The 20,169-nt window shown below is 73.4% G+C and carries 23 protein-coding genes; 4 read left to right on the top strand and 19 right to left on the bottom strand.

The genetic code is table 11. The annotated features are described in order from the left end of the window. The 3 genes from AC07A4_RS41035 to AC07A4_RS41025 all read right to left on the bottom strand — a co-directional run. On the bottom strand, positions 1 to 343 hold a 343-nt coding region (locus tag AC07A4_RS41035; protein WP_478609618.1), incomplete at its 3' end, for an ATP-binding cassette domain-containing protein. A gap of 99 nt (positions 344 to 442) precedes the next feature. Further along, positions 443 to 1,297 carry a DUF4097 family beta strand repeat-containing protein gene (locus AC07A4_RS41030; RefSeq protein WP_478609615.1) on the bottom strand — a complete coding sequence of 285 codons (855 nt, stop codon included), beginning with the start codon at positions 1,295 to 1,297 and terminating at the stop codon, positions 443 to 445. Positions 1,298 to 1,793: 496 nt separating this feature from the next. Next, positions 1,794 to 2,723, bottom strand: coding sequence for a LysR substrate-binding domain-containing protein (locus AC07A4_RS41025; RefSeq protein ID WP_478609638.1), 930 nt, complete (start codon positions 2,721 to 2,723; stop codon positions 1,794 to 1,796). Between the two features lie 112 nt (positions 2,724 to 2,835). Here AC07A4_RS41025 and AC07A4_RS41020 point away from each other — a divergent pair, with 112 nt between their 5' ends. Further along, entirely contained in the window at positions 2,836 to 3,942 is a 1,107-nt protein-coding gene (locus AC07A4_RS41020; protein ID WP_478609614.1) for a pyridoxal-phosphate dependent enzyme, read from the top strand. A 102-nt stretch (positions 3,943 to 4,044) separates the two neighbouring features. On the opposite strand, the gene AC07A4_RS41015 is transcribed toward AC07A4_RS41020, so the two are convergent. Both AC07A4_RS41015 and AC07A4_RS41010 read right to left on the bottom strand, forming a co-directional pair. Continuing rightward, positions 4,045 to 4,902 carry an SRPBCC family protein gene (locus AC07A4_RS41015; protein WP_478609612.1) on the bottom strand — a complete coding sequence of 286 codons (858 nt, stop codon included), beginning with the start codon at positions 4,900 to 4,902 and terminating at the stop codon, positions 4,045 to 4,047. 77 nt (positions 4,903 to 4,979) lie between these two features. Beyond that, positions 4,980 to 7,055: a HelD family protein gene (locus AC07A4_RS41010; RefSeq protein WP_478609610.1), complete on the bottom strand. Its 2,076-nt coding sequence runs from the start codon at positions 7,053 to 7,055 to the stop codon at positions 4,980 to 4,982. 73 nt (positions 7,056 to 7,128) lie between these two features. On the opposite strand from AC07A4_RS41010, the gene AC07A4_RS41005 reads away from it, so the two are divergent. Next, on the top strand, positions 7,129 to 7,830 hold the full coding sequence (locus AC07A4_RS41005) for a TetR family transcriptional regulator (protein ID WP_478609608.1): 702 nt from the start codon (positions 7,129 to 7,131) through the stop codon (positions 7,828 to 7,830). 26 nt (positions 7,831 to 7,856) lie between these two features. Here the strand turns inward: AC07A4_RS41005 and AC07A4_RS41000 are convergent, their stop codons facing one another. The 6 genes from AC07A4_RS41000 to AC07A4_RS40975 all read right to left on the bottom strand — a co-directional run bounded on the left by AC07A4_RS41000 (position 7,857) and on the right by AC07A4_RS40975 (position 12,917). Beyond that, positions 7,857 to 8,711 carry a hypothetical protein gene (locus AC07A4_RS41000; RefSeq protein WP_478609607.1) on the bottom strand — a complete coding sequence of 285 codons (855 nt, stop codon included), beginning with the start codon at positions 8,709 to 8,711 and terminating at the stop codon, positions 7,857 to 7,859. A gap of 102 nt (positions 8,712 to 8,813) precedes the next feature. Continuing rightward, a complete protein-coding gene (locus AC07A4_RS40995; RefSeq protein WP_478609605.1) occupies positions 8,814 to 9,545 on the bottom strand; it encodes an HAD family hydrolase in 732 nt (243 codons plus the stop codon). 14 nt (positions 9,546 to 9,559) lie between these two features. Continuing rightward, on the bottom strand, positions 9,560 to 10,732 hold the full coding sequence (locus tag AC07A4_RS40990) for a phosphotransferase family protein (RefSeq protein ID WP_478609603.1): 1,173 nt from the start codon (positions 10,730 to 10,732) through the stop codon (positions 9,560 to 9,562). A 101-nt stretch (positions 10,733 to 10,833) separates the two neighbouring features. Next, the gene (locus AC07A4_RS40985; RefSeq protein WP_478609601.1) at positions 10,834 to 11,142 is read right to left on the bottom strand and encodes a hypothetical protein; all 309 of its coding nucleotides are present in this window, start codon (positions 11,140 to 11,142) and stop codon (positions 10,834 to 10,836) included. A 98-nt stretch (positions 11,143 to 11,240) separates the two neighbouring features. Further along, positions 11,241 to 11,972, bottom strand: coding sequence for an HAD family hydrolase (locus tag AC07A4_RS40980; protein WP_478609599.1), 732 nt, complete (start codon positions 11,970 to 11,972; stop codon positions 11,241 to 11,243). Further along, positions 11,973 to 12,917: a winged helix-turn-helix domain-containing protein gene (locus AC07A4_RS40975; RefSeq protein WP_478609636.1), complete on the bottom strand. Its 945-nt coding sequence runs from the start codon at positions 12,915 to 12,917 to the stop codon at positions 11,973 to 11,975. Positions 12,918 to 13,041: 124 nt separating this feature from the next. Here AC07A4_RS40975 and AC07A4_RS40970 point away from each other — a divergent pair, with 124 nt between their 5' ends. Beyond that, on the top strand, positions 13,042 to 13,230 hold the full coding sequence (locus tag AC07A4_RS40970) for a hypothetical protein (protein ID WP_478609597.1): 189 nt from the start codon (positions 13,042 to 13,044) through the stop codon (positions 13,228 to 13,230). 36 nt (positions 13,231 to 13,266) lie between these two features. On the opposite strand, the gene AC07A4_RS40965 is transcribed toward AC07A4_RS40970, so the two are convergent. The 3 genes from AC07A4_RS40965 to AC07A4_RS40955 form a co-directional block, all read right to left on the bottom strand. Then, positions 13,267 to 14,130 (bottom strand): winged helix-turn-helix domain-containing protein, encoded by an 864-nt coding sequence (locus AC07A4_RS40965; RefSeq protein ID WP_478609595.1) that lies wholly within the window; start codon positions 14,128 to 14,130, stop codon positions 13,267 to 13,269. Between the two features lie 485 nt (positions 14,131 to 14,615). Then, positions 14,616 to 15,584, bottom strand: a complete 969-nt coding sequence (locus AC07A4_RS40960; RefSeq protein WP_478609593.1) for an asparaginase — start codon at positions 15,582 to 15,584, stop codon at positions 14,616 to 14,618. Positions 15,585 to 15,696: 112 nt separating this feature from the next. Next, complete coding sequence (locus tag AC07A4_RS40955) at positions 15,697 to 16,362, bottom strand: RsiG family protein (protein WP_478609590.1); 666 nt, start codon at positions 16,360 to 16,362, stop codon at positions 15,697 to 15,699. A 157-nt stretch (positions 16,363 to 16,519) separates the two neighbouring features. Between AC07A4_RS40955 and dtd the strand changes: the two genes are divergently transcribed. Continuing rightward, positions 16,520 to 16,945 (top strand): D-aminoacyl-tRNA deacylase, encoded by a 426-nt coding sequence (gene dtd, locus AC07A4_RS40950; protein ID WP_478609588.1) that lies wholly within the window; start codon positions 16,520 to 16,522, stop codon positions 16,943 to 16,945. Between the two features lie 263 nt (positions 16,946 to 17,208). Here dtd and ygfZ read toward each other — a convergent pair whose 3' ends face one another. The 5 genes from ygfZ to AC07A4_RS40925 all read right to left on the bottom strand — a co-directional run bounded on the left by ygfZ (position 17,209) and on the right by AC07A4_RS40925 (position 20,163). Beyond that, positions 17,209 to 18,174, bottom strand: coding sequence for a CAF17-like 4Fe-4S cluster assembly/insertion protein YgfZ (gene ygfZ / locus AC07A4_RS40945; protein WP_478609586.1), 966 nt, complete (start codon positions 18,172 to 18,174; stop codon positions 17,209 to 17,211). A gap of 34 nt (positions 18,175 to 18,208) precedes the next feature. Further along, positions 18,209 to 18,688, bottom strand: a complete 480-nt coding sequence (locus AC07A4_RS40940) for a Fur family transcriptional regulator (protein WP_478609634.1) — start codon at positions 18,686 to 18,688, stop codon at positions 18,209 to 18,211. A 20-nt stretch (positions 18,689 to 18,708) separates the two neighbouring features. Beyond that, positions 18,709 to 19,281, bottom strand: a complete 573-nt coding sequence (locus AC07A4_RS40935) for a heme-binding beta-barrel domain-containing protein (RefSeq protein WP_478609585.1) — start codon at positions 19,279 to 19,281, stop codon at positions 18,709 to 18,711. A gap of 250 nt (positions 19,282 to 19,531) precedes the next feature. Next, entirely contained in the window at positions 19,532 to 19,789 is a 258-nt protein-coding gene (locus AC07A4_RS40930; RefSeq protein ID WP_478609583.1) for a DUF3099 domain-containing protein, read from the bottom strand. Positions 19,790 to 19,875: 86 nt separating this feature from the next. Then, entirely contained in the window at positions 19,876 to 20,163 is a 288-nt protein-coding gene (locus AC07A4_RS40925; RefSeq protein ID WP_004986406.1) for a DUF1416 domain-containing protein, read from the bottom strand. Between the last annotated feature and the right edge of the window lie 6 nt (positions 20,164 to 20,169).

Raw genomic sequence — 20,169 nt, 5'->3', positions numbered from 1 at the left:
GGAGCAGGTCCGCGATCAGGAGCAGGTTCTCCTCCGCCGTGAGCAGACCGTCCACGGCGGCGAACTGACCGGTGACACCGATGGACCTGCGCACCCCGTCGGGGTCCTTGTCCACGTCGTGGCCCGCGACCTGGGCCGAGCCGCCGTCGTGCGAGATCAGCGTGGTCAGGATCTGGACGGTGGTGGTCTTGCCCGCGCCGTTCGGGCCAAGGAGCGCGAAGACCTTGCCCTCCGGGACCTGTACGTCGATCCCGTCGAGGACGAGCTTGTCGCCGTACGACTTGCGCAGCCCCTGGGCGGAGATCCCCTTCGGCAGGGCGGTCAAACCAGTGGTGGCAGTCATCGTGCCGCCTCCTTACTTTCTTTCCGTGGGTGTGTCGAAGCCATCGGTGTGTCGAAGCCTGTGGTGGGGGGCGTGAGCGGGGGTGTCATGGGCCGGGTGTCACGTGCCCGTGGGCGCGGCCGCGCGGCGGATGACGATGTTTCCGACGCCGGTGTGGGCGCGGACCTTGACGGTCTCGGCGTCCGCTCCGGGGCCCGCGGTGGCGCCGAGGGCGTTGCGCACGGCGCCCGTCTGGGACTCCACGTCGAGCCAGGCGGTGCTTGAGGGGCGGATGCCGACCTCCAGGTCGCCCGTGGAGGCCTGGAGGGAGACCTCGCCGCGGGCCACGTCGCCGATGCTGATGCTGCCGCTCTCCGACATGCCGTCCACCCCGGCGTGGGCGACGCCCACGGTGGTGCGGCCGTTGGTGGCGGAGACGAACAGCTCGCCGGTGACCTCGCCGATGGTGGTGTCGCCGAGGAGGTTCTTGACGGTGGCGGAGCCCGTGACGGTGCCGATGTCGACCCGGCCCGCGGCCTCGACCTCGGCGTCCCCGGTGGCGCGGTCCAGGTGGATGTCGCCGTGGCCGGTCCTGAGGAAGGCCGCGGCGGCCTCGGCGACGCGGATGTCACCCGCTATCGACTCGATCCTGCTGTCGCCGAGGCGGCCCTCGGCGGTGAAGGCGCCCACCGGTGCCGCCGCCCGGACGTCGGACCCGGCCGGGAGCTCGATGGTGACGCTGATCGAGCCGACCTTGCCGAACATCGAGCGCTTCTTCGGACCCCGGATCGCCAGGTGGCCGTCCGCGCAGGTGACCTGGACCTGCTCGGCCATCGTCACGTCGGCCTCCTCGCGGTCGTCGGCCGGGAGGATCGAGACGACCGTGTCGAGGCGCTTGCTCGCGGAGATCCTGGCCGTACCGCTCTCGAACTCGACGGTGGCGGAGAGGGGTTCGGGGGTGTCGAAGGTAGGCATGGCCGTCCTGTCCTGGGCTGCGGGCGCGCGTCCGCCGGGTGGGGCGGATGAGGTTGTGAGATGTCTGTGGTGCTTCACTCCGGCGGACCGGAGTGCCCAGCTCCTGGAGCCCTGAGGTCCATGACGCCAGCATGGCATCACCATGGCGCCAACGCAACCCCCCTTGGCGCACGCATGGTGCCACGGGGGGTGAAGTAGGGTTCACGCCGCGTTTACGCCCTCGCTAGAACACCACTTGACCTGGGGATACGTGATCTGAGTGGCGCCGGGTGCGGCCCGCGCCAGCGGCGTCAGAGCGGCATTAGGGGCCCTCGATACGGGATCAAGAGGGCCGGACGCATGGCACCTGGCGCCACTTCGGGCCACGGAGGGGCCGGTCAGCGTGCCAATGGGTGCCACTTGGGAGCCACGAGGAGCCATCCGGAGCCATCGGGGGTCAGGCGGCGCCATGGGGTGCCACGGGGTGCCTACCGGGGGCAAGGGACCTGACGAGGCGTCACCGCGCCAGCGGCGTCGCGCCGCAGGCCGCGTCCCGCAGTGCCCGCCGGACCGCCCGCGCCGCGGGATGGCGGCTGCTGCCCCGGCGCACGACGGTGAAGATCCGGCGCGCGCCCTGGTCCTCCGGCAGGTCCCGCAGCGTGATGGCCGGCCGCGCGGCGGGGAACGCCGCCGCGCCCCACACCAGGTCCGGCAGGAACGCGGCCGCGTGCCCCTGCTCGGCCAGGCGCAGATGGACCAGCAGGTCGGTGGACTCGAACCGCACGTCGGGCTCGAACCCGGCCTCCCGGCACAGCGTCATCGCCCAGCGCCGGGCCGCGGTGCCCTCGGGCTCCATGACCCAGGGGTGCCCGGACAGGGACCGGGGGCCGGTGCGCGGATCGTCGTCCACGGCGGGCCCGGGCAGGGCGAGCCGCAGCGGGTCGCGGCACAGCTCCTCCTGCTCCAGGACGTCTGGGCGCGGCTCGGCACCGCCCGGGTACTCCTCCGCCACGACCAGGTCGAAGTCCCGGGCGAGCAGCGCCGGGATGGCCGTCTCCGGCTCCAGCTGGCTCACGTGGACGCGCAGCCCGGGGTGGGCGGCGCGCAGCAGGGTGAGGGCGGCGGGCACGAGCGTGAGGGCGGCGGTCTGGAAGGCGGCGACGCGCAGGGTGCCGGTGAGCGCGGTGAGGGAGGCGGCGAGGTCGGCCTCGGCGCGCTCCAGGCGCTCCAGGAGCGCCTCGGTGTGGCCGACGAGGATCTCGGCCTGCGCGGTGAGCCGCACCCGCCGCCCGACGGGCTCCAGGAGCTCCACACCCACCTCGGCCTCCAGCTGGGAGAGCTGCTGCGAGATCGAGGAGGGGCTGTACGAGAGGGCGGCGGCGACGGCGGCGAGGGTGCCGCGGTGCTTCAGCTCGCGCAGCAGGCGCAGACGGTGCAGGTCGTACATGGCGGCGCTCCGGGGCTCGGCGGGCGGGCTCACGTCCCTTCGGAATTCCTGATGAATATAGGTCGGAAACATGTGCTGGACCGATGGTTCCGACGGGCCGCAGGGTGAGCCCATGACTGAGACCCCCGTGACTGAGACCCCCATGACCGAGACCCCCTGGTTCGCCCGCCCCGCCGCCCGCGCCTGGTCCTGCGCCCCCGCCCCGGACGCGGTCCGCGCCTTCCACGCCGCGCTGCCCGGCTACGCGCCCACACCCCTGACGGAACTCCCCGCGCTGGCCGCCGAGTTGGGGGTCGGCCGGGTCTTCGTCAAGGACGAGTCGGCGCGGCTCGGGCTGCCCGCGTTCAAGGCGCTCGGCGCGTCCTGGGCCGTGCACCGCCTCGTCGAGGGGCGCGGGGAGCGCGCGGTCCTCGTCACCGCGACGGACGGCAACCACGGGCGCGCGGTGGCCCGCGAGGCGCGGCGGCTCGGGCACGCCGCCCACGTCTTCGTGTCGGGCGGGGTGCACCCGGGGGCGGCCGCCGCGATCGAGGGCGAGGGCGCCCGGGTCACGCGGGTCGACGGCGACTACGACCGGGCGGTGCGCGAGGCCGCCGCGTCGGCGGCCGCCGACGGGCGCGCGGTGCTCGTACAGGACACGGCCTGGCCCGGGTACGAGGAGGTGCCCGCGCTGATCGTGGAGGGGTACTCGACGCTGTTCGCCGAGGTCGACGAGCAGCTGGCCGCCGCCGGGGCTCAGGCGCCCGGCCTGGTCGTGGTGCCCGTCGGGGTGGGGTCGCTCGCGCAGGCCGCCGTCACCCACCACCGGTCCCGTCAGGACGGGCGGCGCGCGGCGCTGCTCGCGGTGGAGCCCACGGCGGCGGCGCCCGCCCTGGCGAGCCTCACGCGCGGGGAGCCGGTCACCGTGGCCACGCGCGAGACGGCGATGGCGGGCCTGAACTGCGGCACGCTCTCCACGCTCGCCTGGCCCCACCTGCGCGCGGGGCTCGACGCGGCCACCGCGGTGACGGACGCCGAGGCCGCCGGGGCCGCGCGGGACCTGGCCGCGCTCGGCGTCTCCAGCGGGCCGTGCGGCGCCGCGTCCCTCGCGGGCGCCCGCGCCGCGCTCACCGGCGCGGGGGCGAAGGAGCGCGCGGCCGTCCTGGGGGTCGGCCCGGGCGCGACGGTGGTGCTGCTCAGCACGGAGGGCGCGGTGGCGAACCCGCACGGTGGGGCGTGATCGCCGGACTCGCGGTGCGCCCCAGGCCCGCCCCTTCCCGAACTGGGGCTCCGCCCCAGACCCCGCTCCTCAAACGCCGGAGGGGCTGGAAAACCCAGTCCCTCACGTCTCCAGGAGCCGCCCCGCGAGCCGTTCCACGTGCGCGTGCCACGCGGCGCGGGCGGTCTCCGGGTCGGCGGGCGCGGTGTGCGTGAGGAGCAGGCGGGGGCCGTAACCGGTGCCCGGGCGCAGGTCCCAGCGGACCGCGCCGCCGCCCGGGACCTCGTACGCCACCAGGTCCGGGGCGCGCACCTCGGTGACGGCCCCGGCGAGGACGCCGTCCGCCACGAACCCCTCGGGGGCCTCGGCGCCCGCCACCACCTCGTCGCCCTCGGTCAGCGCGGCCCACACGGCGGCGGCGGGGCGCACCAGCTGGCGTTCGAAGCGGACGGCGCCGTCGGCGGTGAGCTCGCCGCGGCCGAGGTCGAACTGCTCCAGGTACGCCTCGTGCAGCTCGCCCGTGTCGGGGGCGCCGTCCGGTGCGGCGCCGTTCAGGTGCTCGCCGAGCGCGCTGACGCACAGGTGCCAGCCGGCGGCGAAGCTCGGGGCGCCGAAGCGGTCGGCGAAGGTGTGGACGAGGGTGAGCAGCGAGCCGCCGGTGTCCGCGTCCGGCGCGACCTCCCAGCGCAGGTGGTCCTCGCCCCAGGTGTACGCGTACAGCGTCGGCTCCTCGGCGTCGGTGACCGTGCCGGTCATCTCCACGGCGGGCGCGCCCTCTTGGGGGAACACGAAGGTCATCGCGGCGCCGGGGCGCGGCTGTGCGCGTACCTCGCAGGGGAACCAGCGCGCCAGGCGCTCGGGCCGGGTCAGGGCCGCCCAGAGGGCCGCGGGCGGGTGGGCGACGCGGCGCTCCATGCGCAGCGCGCTGCGGCCGCCGGGAGCCGTGGTCAGGGTGTCGGCGTGCGGGTTGCGGGGGCTCATGGGCGCCAACGTAGCCGCGCCGGGGGCGCGCGCCCGCCCCGACGCGCCCCGCCCCGACGCGGCCCGTCAGGCGGGCGTCAGGCCGTCTGCCACGGCAGCCGCGCGCCGTGCACGACGTCCAGGCGGGACACCGCGCGGGTGAGCACCACGTACAGGCGGTGGAGCCCGCGCCGCTCCGCCGCCGCGATCGCGGCGGGTTCGACGGCCACCACGTGGTCGTACTCCAGGCCCTTGGCCATCGAGGCGGGCAGGACGGTGACGCGGGCGCCGAGCTCGTCGGGGCCCGCCGCCTCGATGCCCGCGCGGGTGAGGGCGGCGCTCAGGGCGTCGGTGGCGCCGTCGGCGGCGATGACGCCGATGGAGCCCTCGCGGGCGAGCGCGGCGCGCACGGCGGCCACGGCGGCGGCCACGACGTCGTCAGCGGAGTCGGCGCGGCGGACGGTCAACTCGCCGTCGTGGCGCAGGGAGCGGGCGGGCGGCACGTCCACGCCGAGCCCGTCGAGCAGCTGGTTGGCGAGCTCCACGATGGCGCGCGGCACGCGGAACCCGGTGGTGAGCGCGGTGACCGCGGCGTCCGGCTTGCCGAGGTGGGCCAGGAGCTCGGGCCAGGAGCGGGCGGCCCACGGGGTGGTGCCCTGGGCGAGGTCGCCGAGGACCGTGAGCGAGCCGAACCCGGCGCGGCGGGCGATCGCGCGGCACTCCATCGGCGAGAGGTCCTGCGCCTCGTCGACCACGATGTGGCCGTAGCCCTCGGGCCGTTCGACGAGACCGGCGAGCTCGTCGAGGAGCACCAGGTCGGCGGCCGACCACCGGGCGGACTTGTACGAGCGCGGCGGCCTCGGCCAGCGGATCGCCCGCTGCTCCTCGGGGGTGAGCAGCCCGTCCGCCGCGTCCGCCAGCGCCTCGGCGTCCGTCAGGAGGTGGGCGAGGACTTCCTCGGGGCGGGCCTTGGGCCAGGTGGCGTCGACGAAGGCGGAGACGGGCCGGGCCCGGGAGATCCGCTGCAGCCAGGTGTTGTTCACCGGACCGGAGCGCCGCTCGGCCTGCTCCTGGAGGTGCCGCACGGCGCGGGTGCGGACGCGTTCGCGGCCGGTGTCGTACGGCGGCTCCTCCGCGCGGACGTCGGCGACGATCCGCTCCAGGTCGTGGGCGGACACCCGCCAGCGGTACGAGCCGTCCGGCACGGCGAGCGGCTCCGCGACCGGCGTCACGCGCGCGTACAGCGCCCGGCGCAGGACCTCCGCCATGCGGGCGTCGTGCTTGACGGCGGCGGCCGCCTCGTCGTCGTGCCCGCGCACGGGCTGGCGGGCGATCTCGTCCAGGACGGTGGCCTGGCGCACGCCGCTCTCGCCGAGCGAGGGCAGGACCTCGGCGATGTACCGCAGGAAGGTGCGGTTGGGGCCGAGGATGAGCAGCCCGGAGCGGCGCACGCGCTGGGGGTGCGTGTAGAGCAGGTACGCGGCGCGGTGCAGCCCGACGGCGGTCTTGCCGGTGCCGGGCGCGCCCTGGACGCACACGGTCTCGGTGAGCAGGCCGCGCACGAGGTCGTCCTGTTCGGGCTGGATGGTGGCGGCGATGTCCCGCATCGGGCCGACGCGGGGCCGCTCGATCTCCCCGGCGACGATGCGGCTCGGCGCCCCGGCCTCGCCGGAGGCCAGGTGCTCGTCCTCAAGGCCGGTGAGGTCGGCGGATTCGCCCTTGCTGCCGGGGGCCCAGCCGAAGCGGCGGCGCACGGCCACGCCGCGCGGGTCGCGGGCGCCCGCCTGGTAGAAGGCGCGGGACACGGGCGCGCGCCAGTCGACGACGAGCGGCGGGGCCGCCGGGTCCTCGGTGATCCGCAGCCGCCCGATGTGGTAGCGCTGGCCGCGGTGGTCGCCCGCCTCGGGGGCGTCGGGGTCGAAGTCGAGCCGCCCGAAGTAGAGCGGCGCCTCGGGGAGTTCGCGCATCTCCTTGGCCTTGCTGCGCAGCTGGTAGCCGAGCACTTCGGCGTCGGCGCCGGACGCGGCGACGTGCTCGCCGCTGATGACGTGTTCCTGGGCGCCGTCGACCATGGCGGCGAGGGCGGCGCGGCAGAGGTCGTGGTAGGCGCGTTCGTCGGCGAGGGCGGTCTCGAGGGTGTCGGCCGCGGGCGCGGCGGCGTCGGAGGTCGTCATGCGCCGACCGTACCAATAAAACGTTACCGAGTTACATTTATTACCGTGGCTCACCCTCCGCTAGACTGCCCCCATGACCACCCCGACCACCCCGACCACCCCGACCACCCCGACCACCCCGACCACCCCGACCACCCCGACCACCCCGACCACCCCGGATGCGGCCCCCCTAGGCCTGCGGCAGCTGAAGAAGCGGCGCACGCGCCAGGCGATCTCCGACACGGCGATCGCGCTGTTCCTGGAGCGCGGCTTCGACAAGGTCTCGGTCGCGGAGGTGGCCGCCGCCGCGGAGGTCTCCAAACCGACCCTGTTCCGGTACTTCCCGGCCAAGGAGGACCTCGTCGTCCACCGCTTCGCCGACCACGAGGACGAGGCGGCGCGCGTGGTCGCCGACCGCGCGGACCTCTCCCCGCTGGCGGCCCTGCGCGCCCGCTTCCTGGACGGCCTCACCCGCCACGACCCGGTGACGGGCCTGTGCGACGCCCCCGAGGTCCTCGCCTTCCACCACCTGCTCTACGGCACCCCGGCCCTGGTGGCGCGCCTGTACCCGTACCAGGACCGGATGGAGCGGGCCCTGGCCGCCGCCCTCGGCGAGGCCAGCCTCGACGCCCGGATCGCCGCCGCCCAGATCCTGGCCGTCCAGCGCGTGCTCGCCCTGGAGAACTGGCGGCGGATCGAGGCGGGCGAGCGCGCGGCCGACATCCAGGCGGACGCGGTGGCGGCGGCGAACACGGCCTTCGACCAGCTGGACGCGGGGCTCACGCGGTACGCGTAGAAACTCAGGCGGTACGCGTAAGGAGCTCAGGCGGTACGTGTGGGAAGCGGCCGGGCCAGCCCCCACAGCGTGTCGAAGAGCAGCCCCCGGTGCCGGATCTTCTCCCTGGCCTCGGCCCCGGCGTCGATGTGCGCGTACGCCAGGGCGGCGTCGTACCCCATCAGGTCGAGCACCTGCCGCTCCGGGCCCCTGCGCGCGGGCGCCGCCCGCACCTGGTCGTAGATCCCGTCGAAGAGCTGCTCGCGCCCGATCAGACAGAACTTCAGCAGCGGCGTGATGTGCAGCGCGCGGAACTCCACGTCGAGGCGCGCCCGGCCGCTCTCCCGCAGCGCGTGGCTCAGCGCGCCCATGTCGCCCGCGTACCCGACGATCTTCGCCAGGAGGTCGCCCCGCAGCTCCTCGTCGTCCTCGGCCTTGCCCCGCGCGTTCACGCGTCCTGGAATCTCCATCGGCTTGGTGAAGTCCGGCACGATGATCCGCAGCCGGACGTGCGGATGCCCCGCCAGATCCCGCGGTTCCAGGCACCGCTTGAGCTGCTCGACGACGGTCTCACCGGTGAAGCCGATGGCGTCGATGCGGGGGTCGCGGGGCAGCGCCTCCTGGAAGTAGCCGCCCAGGTCGCCCGCGAGCACCACCTGCCGGGCCGCCGGGCCCGCGGACTCGCGCAGCCGCCGCACCTCGTCGAACAGCACATAGCCCACCAGCGTGACGACGGCCCCGCCCAGATACACCTTGTCCTCGAGGGCGTCGCCCACCGGCCTGACGAACTGCGCCGCCAGCGAAAGGCCCACCACGGACAGCAGCAGCGCGCGGATCACCACGGACTCGGCCCGGGCCCACCCCTGCCGCACCCGCTCCCAAGCCGTACGGTCGTCACTCACCAAGTCGCCCTCGAAACCCGAAAGCCGAAACCCGAAACCCGAAAGCCGAACGTCGAGACCCTCGTACGGTGCCGAGGTCATGGTGACGGCGGCGGGGGGCGGTTAGGAAGACCTCGGCACCAGGTCGAGCAGCGGCGCGAGCGAGTCGACGACGAACTCCGCGCCCGCCGCCCGCAGCGGCGCGGCCTTGTCCTCGTTGCGGGCGTAGCCGACGAAGAACCGCACGTCGGCGCGGCGCGACGCGTCGAGGTCGGCCACGGTGTCGCCGATCATCAGGGTGTCGACGGGCTTGGCGTCCAGGGCGCGCAGCGCGCGCTCCAGGCTGTCGGGATGCGGTTTGAGCAGGTCGGGGCGGTCGGTCCGGCCGTGGACGTGGGGTCCGAAGGCGTCCGCGAGCCGCACATCGGGACGGTTCAGATACGCGGCGACCGCGCGCGGGGCGTTGTTCGTCACCACGGCGAGGCGGTGGCCCGCCGCGCGCAGCGACCGCACGAGCCGCACGGCGTACGGGGTGGGCAGGGCGTCGGGGACCGCGGCCACCTCGCCCTCGGTGAGGCGCTGTTCGAGCAGGGCGAGAAGCGCGGCACCGGCCCCGGCGCGGCTCAGGGCCCGCAGCACGAGGTGCGGGTCGATGGAGGAGGCCTCCGCGGCACTCAGCGCGCCGCGCACCGCGCGGGCCCCGGCGACGGCCCGCAGCTCCCGGGCCACCCGCTCCGAGGTGCCGCCGGGGAAGAGACGGCACAGGGGCCCGTCGAAGTCGAAGAGCACGCAGCGCGCTCCGGGGAAGGCGAACCACTCGGCCAGCTCCGCCAGTTCGGCCGTGCCCTTTCCCACCGTCCGTTCCCCCGTCACCGCTCTCCGTCCGTCGCCAGGTCGGGCAGCAGGGCAGCGGCCCCGCGCAGGGCCCCGTGCCACTCGCGCAGCGCGGCCGCCGCCTGGATCCGGTCCGGGGCCCTCTCCAGCTTCAGGGGCTCGGCGGCGCGTCGCAACGCCGCGCACACCGGCGCGGCCGCGAGCCAGTAGTCCTCGACGGTGGCCGCGTCGGGCAGGGACAGGGCCGCGCGCATGATGTCGGGGAACACGGACTGGGCGTACTCGAAGTCCAGGTACACCTGGAGGTCGGTGTCGAGCCCTGCGGTCAGCTCGCCGAGGCCCGCGCGCTCCATCGCCGCCCGCCACAGGCGGGGCATGAGGTCCTGCTGCTCCTTGTCGTAGTCCATGCGGACGACATGGGTGGCGAGGTCGTGCAGCGGGTCTCCGTACAGGGCCAGTTCCCAGTCGATGACGGCGAGTTCACGGCGGTCCACGATGATGTTCGCGCGGTGCACGTCGGTGTGCAGGAGGCAGAACGGGCGCCGGGTGAGACCGGCGCTGTCGTGCTTGAAGCCGGTCATGACGTGCCGCTGGATGCCGAGGGCCTCGAAGAGCACGTCGAAGTGCGCCCGGTTCGGGCGGTGCACGCGCCGCTCGGTGAAGTCGACGAGCCAGTCGAGGAAGCCGGTGCTGTCGCCGTCGGCGGGCCAGTCGGGGGGCAGGGGCGGCAGCTCGTCCTTCGGTACGGCGGCGGTCCGCGCGAAGAACTCCGCGAGCTCGTCGAGGAGCCGCTCCGGGACCGGGCCCGTGGGGACGGCCTGTGACAGCGGGCTGCCCGCGTGGTAGGCGTGCATCGACCAGGCGCCGAAGTCGACCAGGCAGCGCGGGACTTCCGGCAGGTGCCGGGCCACGACGTCGAGGAGGCTGTTCTCGTTCGGCCACACACGCGGCACGACCTCGACGGCCGCCAGCGGCGTACGGCACTTCACGCGCGCGCGAAAGGGCATGGTCCGCAGCAGCAGGGCGAGCCGCCAGCCGAGGGGCACGATGTAGTTCTCGTTGTGGTGGCCGATCACCATCTGCCCGTCGGGGCGCTTCAGGTGATCGTCGGCGAGGCGGCGCACCAGCCGCGCCCGGCGGGCGGCCAGACGGCCGGGGGGCGCCAGGGGCACCCCGACGGGTCTGCCGGACGGCGATAGCGGCGACATGGCCGGATGATAGAGCGGCGGAAGAACGGTTCTGTCCGCGGGCCACGATGTGGACACCTGGCACATCCTTGCGTCGCAAACCCGCACGTCACCGGCCGCGCTCACTCCTTGCGGACGTAGCTCATCACCACGAAGGCCACGGTGATCGCGGCGACCGTCGCCGAGGCGCCGACCCCGGTCGCCGCGTAGAAGCCCTGGCCCCCGGCGGCGTAGGCGAAGATGCCCGCGACCAGGCCGACGAGCACCGCCGACAGGAGCACGACGGCCACGTGCAGCCTGCGCACGCGGCGGTCCTCCGGCGGGCCGGTCGTGGGCTGGGGCGGGCCGGACGCGGATCCCGATGGCGTGACGGACATGGCCACTCCCGTGGGCTTTGGCTGAGTGAGGACGAGCGCCGTGCTGTGGGGCACGAGCGGACGGTAGTGCGAGGGCCGCAGAGTAGTGCCCAGAACCAGGCGATCCACGTGAATGTCACGATGTGGACGGCATGTTCAATGATGTTCAATGTTCAGCCGCGCTCCAGGAGCACGGCGAGCAGCGGGAGCATCGAGGACACGGTCCGCTCGGCGCCTGCCTCGCGGAGCAGGTGTTCCTTGTGGTCGTTGCGGGCGTAGCCGAGGAAGTGGACGCCCGCGGCGCGGGCCGCCTGGAAGTCGGAGGGGGCGTCTCCGATCATCAGGGTGTCCGCGGGAGCGGCCCCCATCGCGGTCAGGGCGCGCTGGACGCAGTAGGGGTCCGGCTTCAGCAGCCACAGGTTCTTCGTGCGGCCGTAGATGTGCGGCCAGAAGCAGCCGAGCAGGTCACGGCCGGAGAGATAAGTGGTCACGGCGCTCGGGGAGTTGTTCGTGGTGATGGCGAGGCGCACGCCGACGGCCGACCAGGTGCGTATCAGGGCGTCGGCGTACTCCGTCGGCCACGCCGAGGCGACCGCTTTCCGCTCCTCGTGGGTGAGGCGTTCCTCCAGTTCGAAGACGAGGTCGCTGTGGGGCTGACGGCGGTGGACGGCGCGCAGCACGACGTACGGGTCGGGCTCCTCCCGTACGCCGTTGGTGAGCAGCCCGTGCAGCCCGCGCTCCTCCAGCCAGCGGACCTGCTCGCGGGCCACGTCCTGCGCCGAGTGCCCGGCGAACAGGCGGCAGATGGGGCCGTCGAAGTCGAAGAGCACGAACCGGACGGCGGCGACCAGCTCGCGGAGGTCCTCGGTCGGATCTTCGGTCGGATCACTCGTGTCAGAAGTCACCTAAGAGAGTGTTAGGTCCGTCGTGATCGTTTCCCAGAGCGCGTCGAACCACTTCTGGGATTCGCGCACGAAACCGGTGTCGCGAGGGCTGGCGCCGTCGGTGAAGGAGAAGAGGGGCGCCTTGAGACCTCCGATGTCGTAGAGCTCCACGGTCTCGCCGCCGTCCCTGTCCAGCTCCACCTGGTCGCGCTCCGGCGTGTAGTACGCGAGGAGCGCCTCGTGTCCGTTGAGTACGTAGAGCTTCACGGGCGGCGTGAAGGGCAGCGCCCGGAACGTGACGCGGACGTCGACGCTGTGCGGGGCGCCTCGCAGCGTGAGGAGGTTGTGGCGCAGGACCTGGCCCTGCGCGTTGCGCTGTTGCAGCCAGCGCTCGTGCAGGCGGCTCTGCTGCTGGCGCAGCCGGGTCTCCTGGGCGTCCTCGTCCGCCGCCGGGAGTTCGTCCGCCACCGGGATCTGGAAGGCCAGCTGGATGTCTCGGCTCGGCAGCAGGATGCGGAAGTCGATGGACCGGGGGCGCAGCAGGCCCGCGTGGATCTGGCGGATCGGCTCGCTGAGGGCGTTCATCAGGGTCTCCGCCGTGAACGAGACCACGTCCACGCGCACCCGCGGCTCCTTGAACGCCTCCACCAGGCGCGGCCCGAGGGCCACCATCGACGGCTGCGGCTCCGGGGTGGGGGACTCGGCGGGGGGCGCGGGCGCGGCCACCCGGGGCGGGCTGCCCTTGCTCACGTGGTTGAGGAGGCCGTCGCCCTGGAGCCGGTTCAGGGCCTGGCGCACCGTGCCGCGTTCGACGCCGAACTCCTCGGCGATCCTGGCCTGGGTCGGCAGCCGGTCGCCCGGCTTGAGGGTGCCGGTCCGGATGCGGTCACGCAGGGCGTCGGCGATGTCCTGAGGGGAGGGCTTGCTGCTGCCGGTCACTGCACCGTTCTCCTTGGTCACGACCAGACGATACAACTCCCCACCATCTTGTGGGAGTTGACGGATAGTTGTTTATGGATACCCACCAAGTGGGGACAACTCTAGTGAGTTGGCAGCCAACTCATCCAAGATGGCAGAAGGGGGAACCATCATGCCGACCATCGCTGTCCTCGCAGCCGTGTTCGCGGTCGCCGTCGAGCAGCTCGTGCAGTGGAAGTACGGAACCCTCGGCATCGTCGGGCTGCTCCTGCTGACGGTGGGCGTCAAGTCGAGGAACACCACGTGCAGCTCCCTGGGCGCGGCCGTGCTCGCCCTGATGGTGGCGGGGCCCGCGCTCTGACGGGGCCCGCTCTGTGACGGGGCCCGCGCCCACGCCCTAAGGGCCCGGGTTCAGCCTCAAGTCCCGGCTGATCGTGTTCCACAGGGCGTTGAACCACAGGTGGGACTGTTCCACGAACGTCGTGTCCCGCAGCCCGTCGCCCTGCTGGAAGGGGAACAGCATCGACTGCGTCCCCTGCGCGTCCCACATCTCCAGGTACTCCTGGCCGACTTCCTCGCCCCGCTTGGTCAGGGTGTAGTACGCGAACAGCGCCTCGGAGCCGTTCAGCAGATAGAGCTTCACGGGCGGCGTGAATGGCAGGGCCCGGAACTCCACGCTCACGTCGACGCCGTGCGTCGTGCGCAGCGTCAGGAGGTTGTGGCGGAGGACCTGGCCCTGTGCGTTGCGCTGATCCAGCCAGCGGCGGTGGACGTACCCGGAGGCGTCCGCGCCCTCCACGGGCGCGGGGAAGGCCAGGTCGATGTCGCGGCTCGGAAGGAGCACCCGCACGTCGACCTTGGCCGGTTTCAGCCCTCCGGCGTGGATCTGCCGCAGCGGTTCGGCGATCGCCATCGTCAGGGAGATCGACGTCAGGCACAGCGCGTCGATCTCCACGTGCGGCGCCTGGAACGCCGCGGCGATGCGGGGCGCGAGACCGACCATGGTGGGCTGCGGGCCCACCTCTTGGGGGCCCGGCGCCGTGGGGACCGCGACCGTCGCCGGGCTGCCCTTGGACACGTTCGCCAGCAGGTGCTCGCCCTGCAGGATGCGCAGGGCCTGGCGCACCGCGCCCCGCTCGACTCCGAACTCGGACGCCAGCTCCGCCTGCGTGGGCATGCGCTGGCCGGGGCGCAGCAGACCGGACCTGATCCGGTCGCGCAGCTCGTCGGCCACGTCCTGGTGAGAGCGGTGCCCAGGCATGCTCGGCCTCTTCCGCTCGTTGACGGAGGCTTGGTCCGTACTCACAACCAAACAGTACAACTTCCCGCCATCTTTGGGGAGTTACCAAGGAGGTGGTTATAAGACGCGCCAGCGCGGAGATAACTTAGTTTGAGTTGGTAGCCAACTTGGGCGACATGGTCGGCCCGCTCCCGGGGGTTGGTTCTGCCGCACACACAGATGGGCTGATCGGGCTCTCATCCGGAGGGGAGCCGGGAGTTCGGTCAGCCGTTGGACGGGGCGGGGGTGCCCCAGCCGCGGGGCGGCGGGTTCAGGGCCCGCCGCTCCGCGGCACTCACGTCTCTCCGGCGCTCCGCGCCGGGGCCGGTGTCCGGGCGCCGCCAAGTCCGCTGGGCCCGCGCCGCCGCTCCGCGGCGGGGTCTCCCACCCACCCGCCCGTGACTCGCGGCTGCGCCAGGCACCGCCCCCGAATCTCCGCCGCTCCGCGGCGAACCCCCACCCGCGCCCTAGAACACCGCCCTGATCTCCCCCACCGGCACCCCTCCACCCAGCAACGCCGCCTCCCCCACCCGCTCCAGCACCGGCGAGTCCACGCCCACCCGCCGCAGAGCGCGGGCCAGGACCGGCCCAAGGGCGCGCGTCGCGCCGTCGTCGATCTTGAAGGCGAGGGCGCGGCCGTCCGGCAGGGCCACGGCCTGCACGGCCTCCGCGCCCATCTTGGAGAGCACCCCGGGCACCTCCCGCATCAGCCAGGTGTCGGGCCGCCGCGTCCCGGCCACGTACTCGGGGTGGGCCCGCATGGCGTCCGCGACGCGGCGCTCGGGGGTGCCGGGCGCGGCCAGGACGAAGTGCCGGTAGGCGCGGGCCAGGCCGGTGAGGGAGATCGCCATCAGGGGCGCCCCGCAGCCGTCCGTGCCGACGGCGGCCACCGGCTCGCCAGCCGCCTCCTCGATCACGTCGTGGACGAGGCGCTGGAGCGGGTGGCCGGGGTCGAGGTAGGTCTCCTTGTCCCAGCCGTTCAGGTCGCACACCGCGAGCATCGCCGCGTGCTTGCCGGAGCAGTTCATGGTGACGCGGTCGCGCACGGCGCCCGCCGCCAGGTAGGTCTCGGCCTCGGTGGGGTCAAGGGGCAGGTCGGGCGGGCACTGGAGCTCCGCGGCGGTCAGCCCGTGCTCGGTGAGCAGCTTCAGGACGAGGTCCCGGTGAAAGGTTTCTCCGGAGTGGCTGGCGGCGGCGAGGGCGAGCCGCTCGCCGGACAGGCCGAGCCCGGCCCGCAGCACCGCCGCGGCCTGCATCGGCTTGTTCGTGGAGCGCGGGAAGACCGGCGCCGTGACGTCACCGAGGGCGAGCTCCACCTCGCCGTCCGCCCCGAGCAGCACCAGGCTGCCGCGATGGCTGCCCTCGACGAAGCCGGACCGTACGACTTCGGCGAGGACCGGCGGTATGGCGGGGGTGGCGGCGGACGTCGGCGTCATCTTCGGCCTTCCGGGGTGCGGGTGGTGCGACGGACCGCCCGCACCCGGAAGGGCCGGGGCGGCGCGGGCGGCCGGGTCCACCGGGCGCTCGGGGCCGCCTGGGCCGGGAGGGTCAGGCGAGCAGGTCGTCTACTTGTGCTTCGCCTTCACGGTACCTGCGCGCGATCTCCGCACTGCAATCGTCGGCCGTGCGCTGGGTCTCCTGGCGGCGCCGGGACACCTGCTGCTCGTACCGCACGAGGCGGCCCATGGCGGTGTGCAGCTCGTCGTCCGTTCGGGCGGCCAGGTCGGACAGCTCGACCTCGGCGAGCATGTCGGCGGCGAGGCGGCGGTACTCCTCGCCGTGCGGGGTGCGCAGCGTCACGTGCCGGGCCGAGGCGCGGCGCCCGGCCGGGCCGTCCATGAGGATCTCCGGGAGCCGGTCCACGACGAGCCCCGCGCCGTCCGCGCCCGCCCCGCCCGCGCCGCCGGGCCCTGGCCCCGGGTCCGTGCGCCGCCGGGTCTCGGCCCGCAGGATGTCGATGCGGCCCTGGAGCAGCCGTCGTACATAGCTCAGGTCGGCCTCGTCCTGCTGCGCGGACCTGCGCAGCTCGCGCAGCTCGGGCAGGCGCAGCGCGGCCAGGTCGTGCGCGGGCACCTCGGGCAGCACGGGGCTGTCGGTGCGCTGCGCCGGCGGGCGCGGCAGCGGCGTCCCGCCGAGGCCGCCCGTGCCGCCGGTGGCGCCTGTGCCGCTGGCCTGCCTCGCCCTGGGCGCGCTTGGCGTACTGGGTGTGCTCATCTGGCTCTACCGTCCCCTCAGCCGGCGCGGTGCACCGCGCGTGAGCATCGTGCCACCCCGCGTGGCCACTCTGTGCGTGAGTGCCCCCAATCGGCCCCGGATGGGGGGTTCTGGACCGGCGCGCGGACAGCGCTCGGGCGCAGGGCATGATGACCGCATGCGAGCGGTGGTGCAGAGAGTGGACGGCGCGAGCGTCGTCGTGGACGGCGAGACGGTCGGCGAGATCACGGGCGAGGGCCTGTGCGTGCTCGTGGGTGTCACCCACGACGACACCAAGGAGAAGGCCGCCCAACTGGCCCGCAAGCTGTGGTCGTTGCGGATGCTGCACGACGAGAAGTCCTGCTCGGACGTGGACGCGCCGCTCCTCGTGATCAGCCAGTTCACCCTGTACGGGGACGCGCGCAAGGGCCGCAGGCCCACGTGGAACGCGGCCGCTCCCGGGGACGTGGCGGAGCCGCTGGTCGAGGAGGTGGTGGCGCGGCTGCGGGCGCTGGGGGCGACCGTCTCCACGGGGCGCTTTGGAGCGGCCATGCGGGTGGGGCTCACCAACGACGGCCCGTTCACGGTGCTCCTGGACCTCTGACCTGCCGTGTGGCCTGCGGGCCCCGCTCACAGCCTGTCGGCGCTCCGCGCCTCGTCCTCAAACGCCGGACGGGCTGAAATACCCGCGCTGGCGCGCTTGTCCTCAAACGCCGGACAGGCTGGATGTTCGCTGGCGCGGCTGTTTTTCCCACCCACCCACGCGAGAGCCGCTAGGTCGGGGGGTGCGGAGCAACCGCAGGTGTAAGGGCGGGCGGGTGGGGAAAATAGCCCGTCCGGCGTTTGAGGACGAGGGGCGCGCACAGGCTACGGCTCGACCACGGTTTCCTGGGCCGCGGCGGTGGTGCCCGCGAGAAGCTCCGCGTCCACGGGCACGTTCCGCTTCACCAGGGCCAGAGCGATCGGCCCCAGCTCGTGATGGCGTACGGACGTCGTGATGAACCCGAGCTTCCGCCCGTCGGGCCCGTCCGCGGCGAGGTGCAGCGGCGTACCGTGCGCCGGCAGGTGCACCTCGCTGCCGTCGAGGTGGAGGAAGACCAGGCGCCGCGGCGGCTTGCCGAGGTTCTGGACGCGGGCGACGGTCTCCTGGCCGCGGTAGCAGCCCTTCTGGAGGTGCACGGCGGTGCCGATCCAGCCGAGCTCGTGCGGGATGGTGCGGTGGTCGGTCTCGAAGGCGAGCCGCGGCCGGTGGTGCTCCACGCGCAGCGCCTCGTAGGCGAGGAGCCCGGCGGCGGGCCCGTGCGACGCGGCGAAGGCGGGCAGCCCGGCGCGCGGCAGGAAGAGGTCGCGGCCGTGCGGGGTCTCGCGTACGGCGGCGCCCTCGGGCACGGGGCCGATCGACCCGGCGGGCAGGTGCACGACGGCGAACTCGTCGGTGCGGTCGGCGACTTCGACGCGGTAGAAGAACTTCATGCTCTCCAGGTACGCGAGGAGCGCGCCCTGAGTGCCGGGCTCGACGTGCGCCCACATCGTCTCGCCGTCGTCGACGAGGTACAGGGCGTGTTCGATGTGGCCGTTGGCGGAGAGGATCAGGGCCTCGGTGGCCTGGCCCGCCGGGAGCTCGCTGACGTGCTGGGTGAGCAGCAGGTGCAGCCAGCTCAGCCGGTCGGCGCCGGTCACGGTGAGCACGCCGCGGTGCGAGAGGTCGACGAATCCGGTGCCGTCGGCGAGGGCGCGCTGCTCGCGGAACAGATCGCCGTAGTGGGCCGCGACGCCTTCGTCCACGCCCTCGGCGGGGACGGCGCCGGGCAGGGACAGCAGAGGGCTCTTCATGTTCACAAAGACTACGACCCGCCGGCGGCCGTGTTTATTTCTCCGGGGAGCCGTCCGGCCCGCACTTCTCGCACCGCCCGAAGATCGCGAAGTGCTTCATGTCGGTGTCGAAGCCGAACTGCCGCCGCAGCTTGTCGGTGAACTCGGCGGCGACCGCCACGTCGGCCTCGATGACGCCGGTGCAGTCCCGGCACACCAGGTGGATGTGGTGGTGGCGGTCCGCGAGGTGGTACGTGGGCGCGCCGTGCCCCAGGTGGGCATGGCTGACCAGGCCCAGCTCCTCCAGGAGCTCCAGGGTGCGGTAGACGGTGGAGATGTTGACCCCCGACGCCGTCCTGCGCACCTCGCAGAGGATGTCGTCGGGGGTCGCGTGCTCCAGGGCGTCCACGGCTTCGAGCACGAGCTGGCGCTGCGGCGTCAGGCGGTATCCGCGCTGCCGCAGGTCGCTCTTCCAGTCGGTCGAGTCAGTCGCGTCGGCCGTGCCGTCCGGCGTACCGCCGGTGTCGGTGCTCACCACACCCCCGAGTCTAGGGACTACTTGAAGAAGGCGATGCCGTCGTCGGGCAGATCGCCGAGGTTGCGCGCCATCTCGGCGACCTCCTCGGGCGAGACGACCTTCTTGAGCTGCGCGGACATGTACGGCCGCAGCGGGATCTCGGGGGTCTGCTTCTCGCCGACCCACATCAGGTCGCTCTTCACGAAGCCGTAGAGGCGCTTGCCGCCGCTGTACGGGCCGGAGGCGGCGGTGCGGGCGACGGCGTCGGTGGCGAGGTCGATCTGCGGCTTCTGGTCGGCGAGCTCGCCGTACCAGACCTCGACGACGCCGTCCTGGCGGACCATGACGACCTCGACCTTGCGGTCCTTGTCGACGCGCCAGAAGCCGGACTCGGACTCCAGCGGCTCGGTCTTGTTGCCCTCGGCGTCGAGCACCCAGGTGTGTGAGTGGTACTCGAGGAAGTCCCGGCCGTCGTGCGTGAAGGTGACTTCCTGGCCGAAGTTCGCCTTCTGCGCGCCGGGGAAGTCGGTGACGCCCGCGCCTTCCCAGGTGCCAAGGAGCCACACGAGGGGGACGAGGTCGGGGTGCAGGTCGGACGGGATCTGGATCATGGGATCGCTCAGAGGTCTTTCAGTGGGGGGTCAGCGCTGGCCCTGGTACAGCTTCTTCACGGTCAGACCGGCGAAGGCGAGGACGCCGACGCAGACCAGAACAAGGAGGGCGGAGAAGAATGCCTCAAGCACGGGGTGCTCCTCGGTGAGCGGTGATAGGGCGGTACAGAGCCAGGCTCCACTGTAGTGGGGCCGCGCGGCCCCTTCTCGGTGAGGTGTCCACCCGTGGCACGACGGCCGCCGGTGGCGGCTACCGGCGGTGCCTGCCGTCGAGCTCGTCCCACCACTCGTCGGACTTGGGGTCCCCCGAGGGGTCGTCCCACCAGCGGTCGTCGGGGCCGCGCCGATTGGCGGCCATCGCGGCGAGCGGCGGGATGACCATGGCCACCACGCACATGCCGACGGCGACGGGCACCGACCAGAGCCGCACGACGCCCCAGGCCAGGACGAACAGGGTCAGACAGGTGCCCATCATGGCGAAGTACACCTGACGCCGTCGCGCGTACATGCCTCCAGCGTACGGCCGGAGGGCCGCACCCCTCCAGTGGCGTCCAACCCCTGGGGTGCGGCCCTCCGGCCCGCGTGCGGTGCCGGTCAGACGGCGATCGCGACCTCGGCGAGGCCGCCCTGCTGGGCGACCACCGTGCGGTCGGCGGTGCCGCCCGGCACGAGGGCGCGCACCGTCCACGTGCCCTCGGCCGCGTAGAACCGGAACTGGCCGGTCGCGGAGGTCGGGACCTCCGCGGTGAACTCGCCGGTCGAGTCGAGGAGACGGACGTAGCCGGTCACCGGCTCGCCGTCGCGGGTGACCTGGCCCTGGATGGTGGTCTCACCGGGCTTGATCGTCGAAGCGTCAGGGCCGCCGGCCTTGGCTCCACACATGGGTAC

The organism is Streptomyces sp. NPDC043996, from assembly GCF_056435225.1.
The sequence above is the reverse complement of the archived record's forward strand: the minus strand, read 5'-3'. Positions and strand labels throughout refer to the sequence as shown.

What these genes read in the sequence shown, in the direction of transcription:
- ygfZ (WP_478609586.1), bottom strand. Translation starts at nt 18,174, where the DNA reads ATGAAGAGCCCTCTGCTGTCCCTGCCCGGCGCCGTCCCCGCCGAGGGC.
- AC07A4_RS40935 (WP_478609585.1), bottom strand. Translation starts at nt 19,281, where the DNA reads ATGATCCAGATCCCGTCCGACCTGCACCCCGACCTCGTCCCCCTCGTG.
- AC07A4_RS40990 (WP_478609603.1), bottom strand. Translation starts at nt 10,732, where the DNA reads ATGTCGCCGCTATCGCCGTCCGGCAGACCCGTCGGGGTGCCCCTGGCG.
- dtd (WP_478609588.1), top strand. Translation starts at nt 16,520, where the DNA reads ATGCGAGCGGTGGTGCAGAGAGTGGACGGCGCGAGCGTCGTCGTGGAC.
- AC07A4_RS41030 (WP_478609615.1), bottom strand. Translation starts at nt 1,297, where the DNA reads ATGCCTACCTTCGACACCCCCGAACCCCTCTCCGCCACCGTCGAGTTC.
- AC07A4_RS40965 (WP_478609595.1), bottom strand. Translation starts at nt 14,130, where the DNA reads ATGCCTGGGCACCGCTCTCACCAGGACGTGGCCGACGAGCTGCGCGAC.
- AC07A4_RS40930 (WP_478609583.1), bottom strand. Translation starts at nt 19,789, where the DNA reads ATGTACGCGCGACGGCGTCAGGTGTACTTCGCCATGATGGGCACCTGT.
- AC07A4_RS40955 (WP_478609590.1), bottom strand. Translation starts at nt 16,362, where the DNA reads ATGAGCACACCCAGTACGCCAAGCGCGCCCAGGGCGAGGCAGGCCAGC.
- AC07A4_RS40960 (WP_478609593.1), bottom strand. Translation starts at nt 15,584, where the DNA reads ATGACGCCGACGTCCGCCGCCACCCCCGCCATACCGCCGGTCCTCGCC.
- AC07A4_RS40970 (WP_478609597.1), top strand. Translation starts at nt 13,042, where the DNA reads ATGCCGACCATCGCTGTCCTCGCAGCCGTGTTCGCGGTCGCCGTCGAG.
- AC07A4_RS40925 (WP_004986406.1), bottom strand. Translation starts at nt 20,163, where the DNA reads ATGTGTGGAGCCAAGGCCGGCGGCCCTGACGCTTCGACGATCAAGCCC.
- AC07A4_RS41005 (WP_478609608.1), top strand. Translation starts at nt 7,129, where the DNA reads ATGACCACCCCGACCACCCCGACCACCCCGACCACCCCGACCACCCCG.
- AC07A4_RS41015 (WP_478609612.1), bottom strand. Translation starts at nt 4,902, where the DNA reads ATGAGCCCCCGCAACCCGCACGCCGACACCCTGACCACGGCTCCCGGC.
- AC07A4_RS41025 (WP_478609638.1), bottom strand. Translation starts at nt 2,723, where the DNA reads ATGTACGACCTGCACCGTCTGCGCCTGCTGCGCGAGCTGAAGCACCGC.
- AC07A4_RS41020 (WP_478609614.1), top strand. Translation starts at nt 2,836, where the DNA reads ATGACTGAGACCCCCGTGACTGAGACCCCCATGACCGAGACCCCCTGG.
- AC07A4_RS41010 (WP_478609610.1), bottom strand. Translation starts at nt 7,055, where the DNA reads ATGACGACCTCCGACGCCGCCGCGCCCGCGGCCGACACCCTCGAGACC.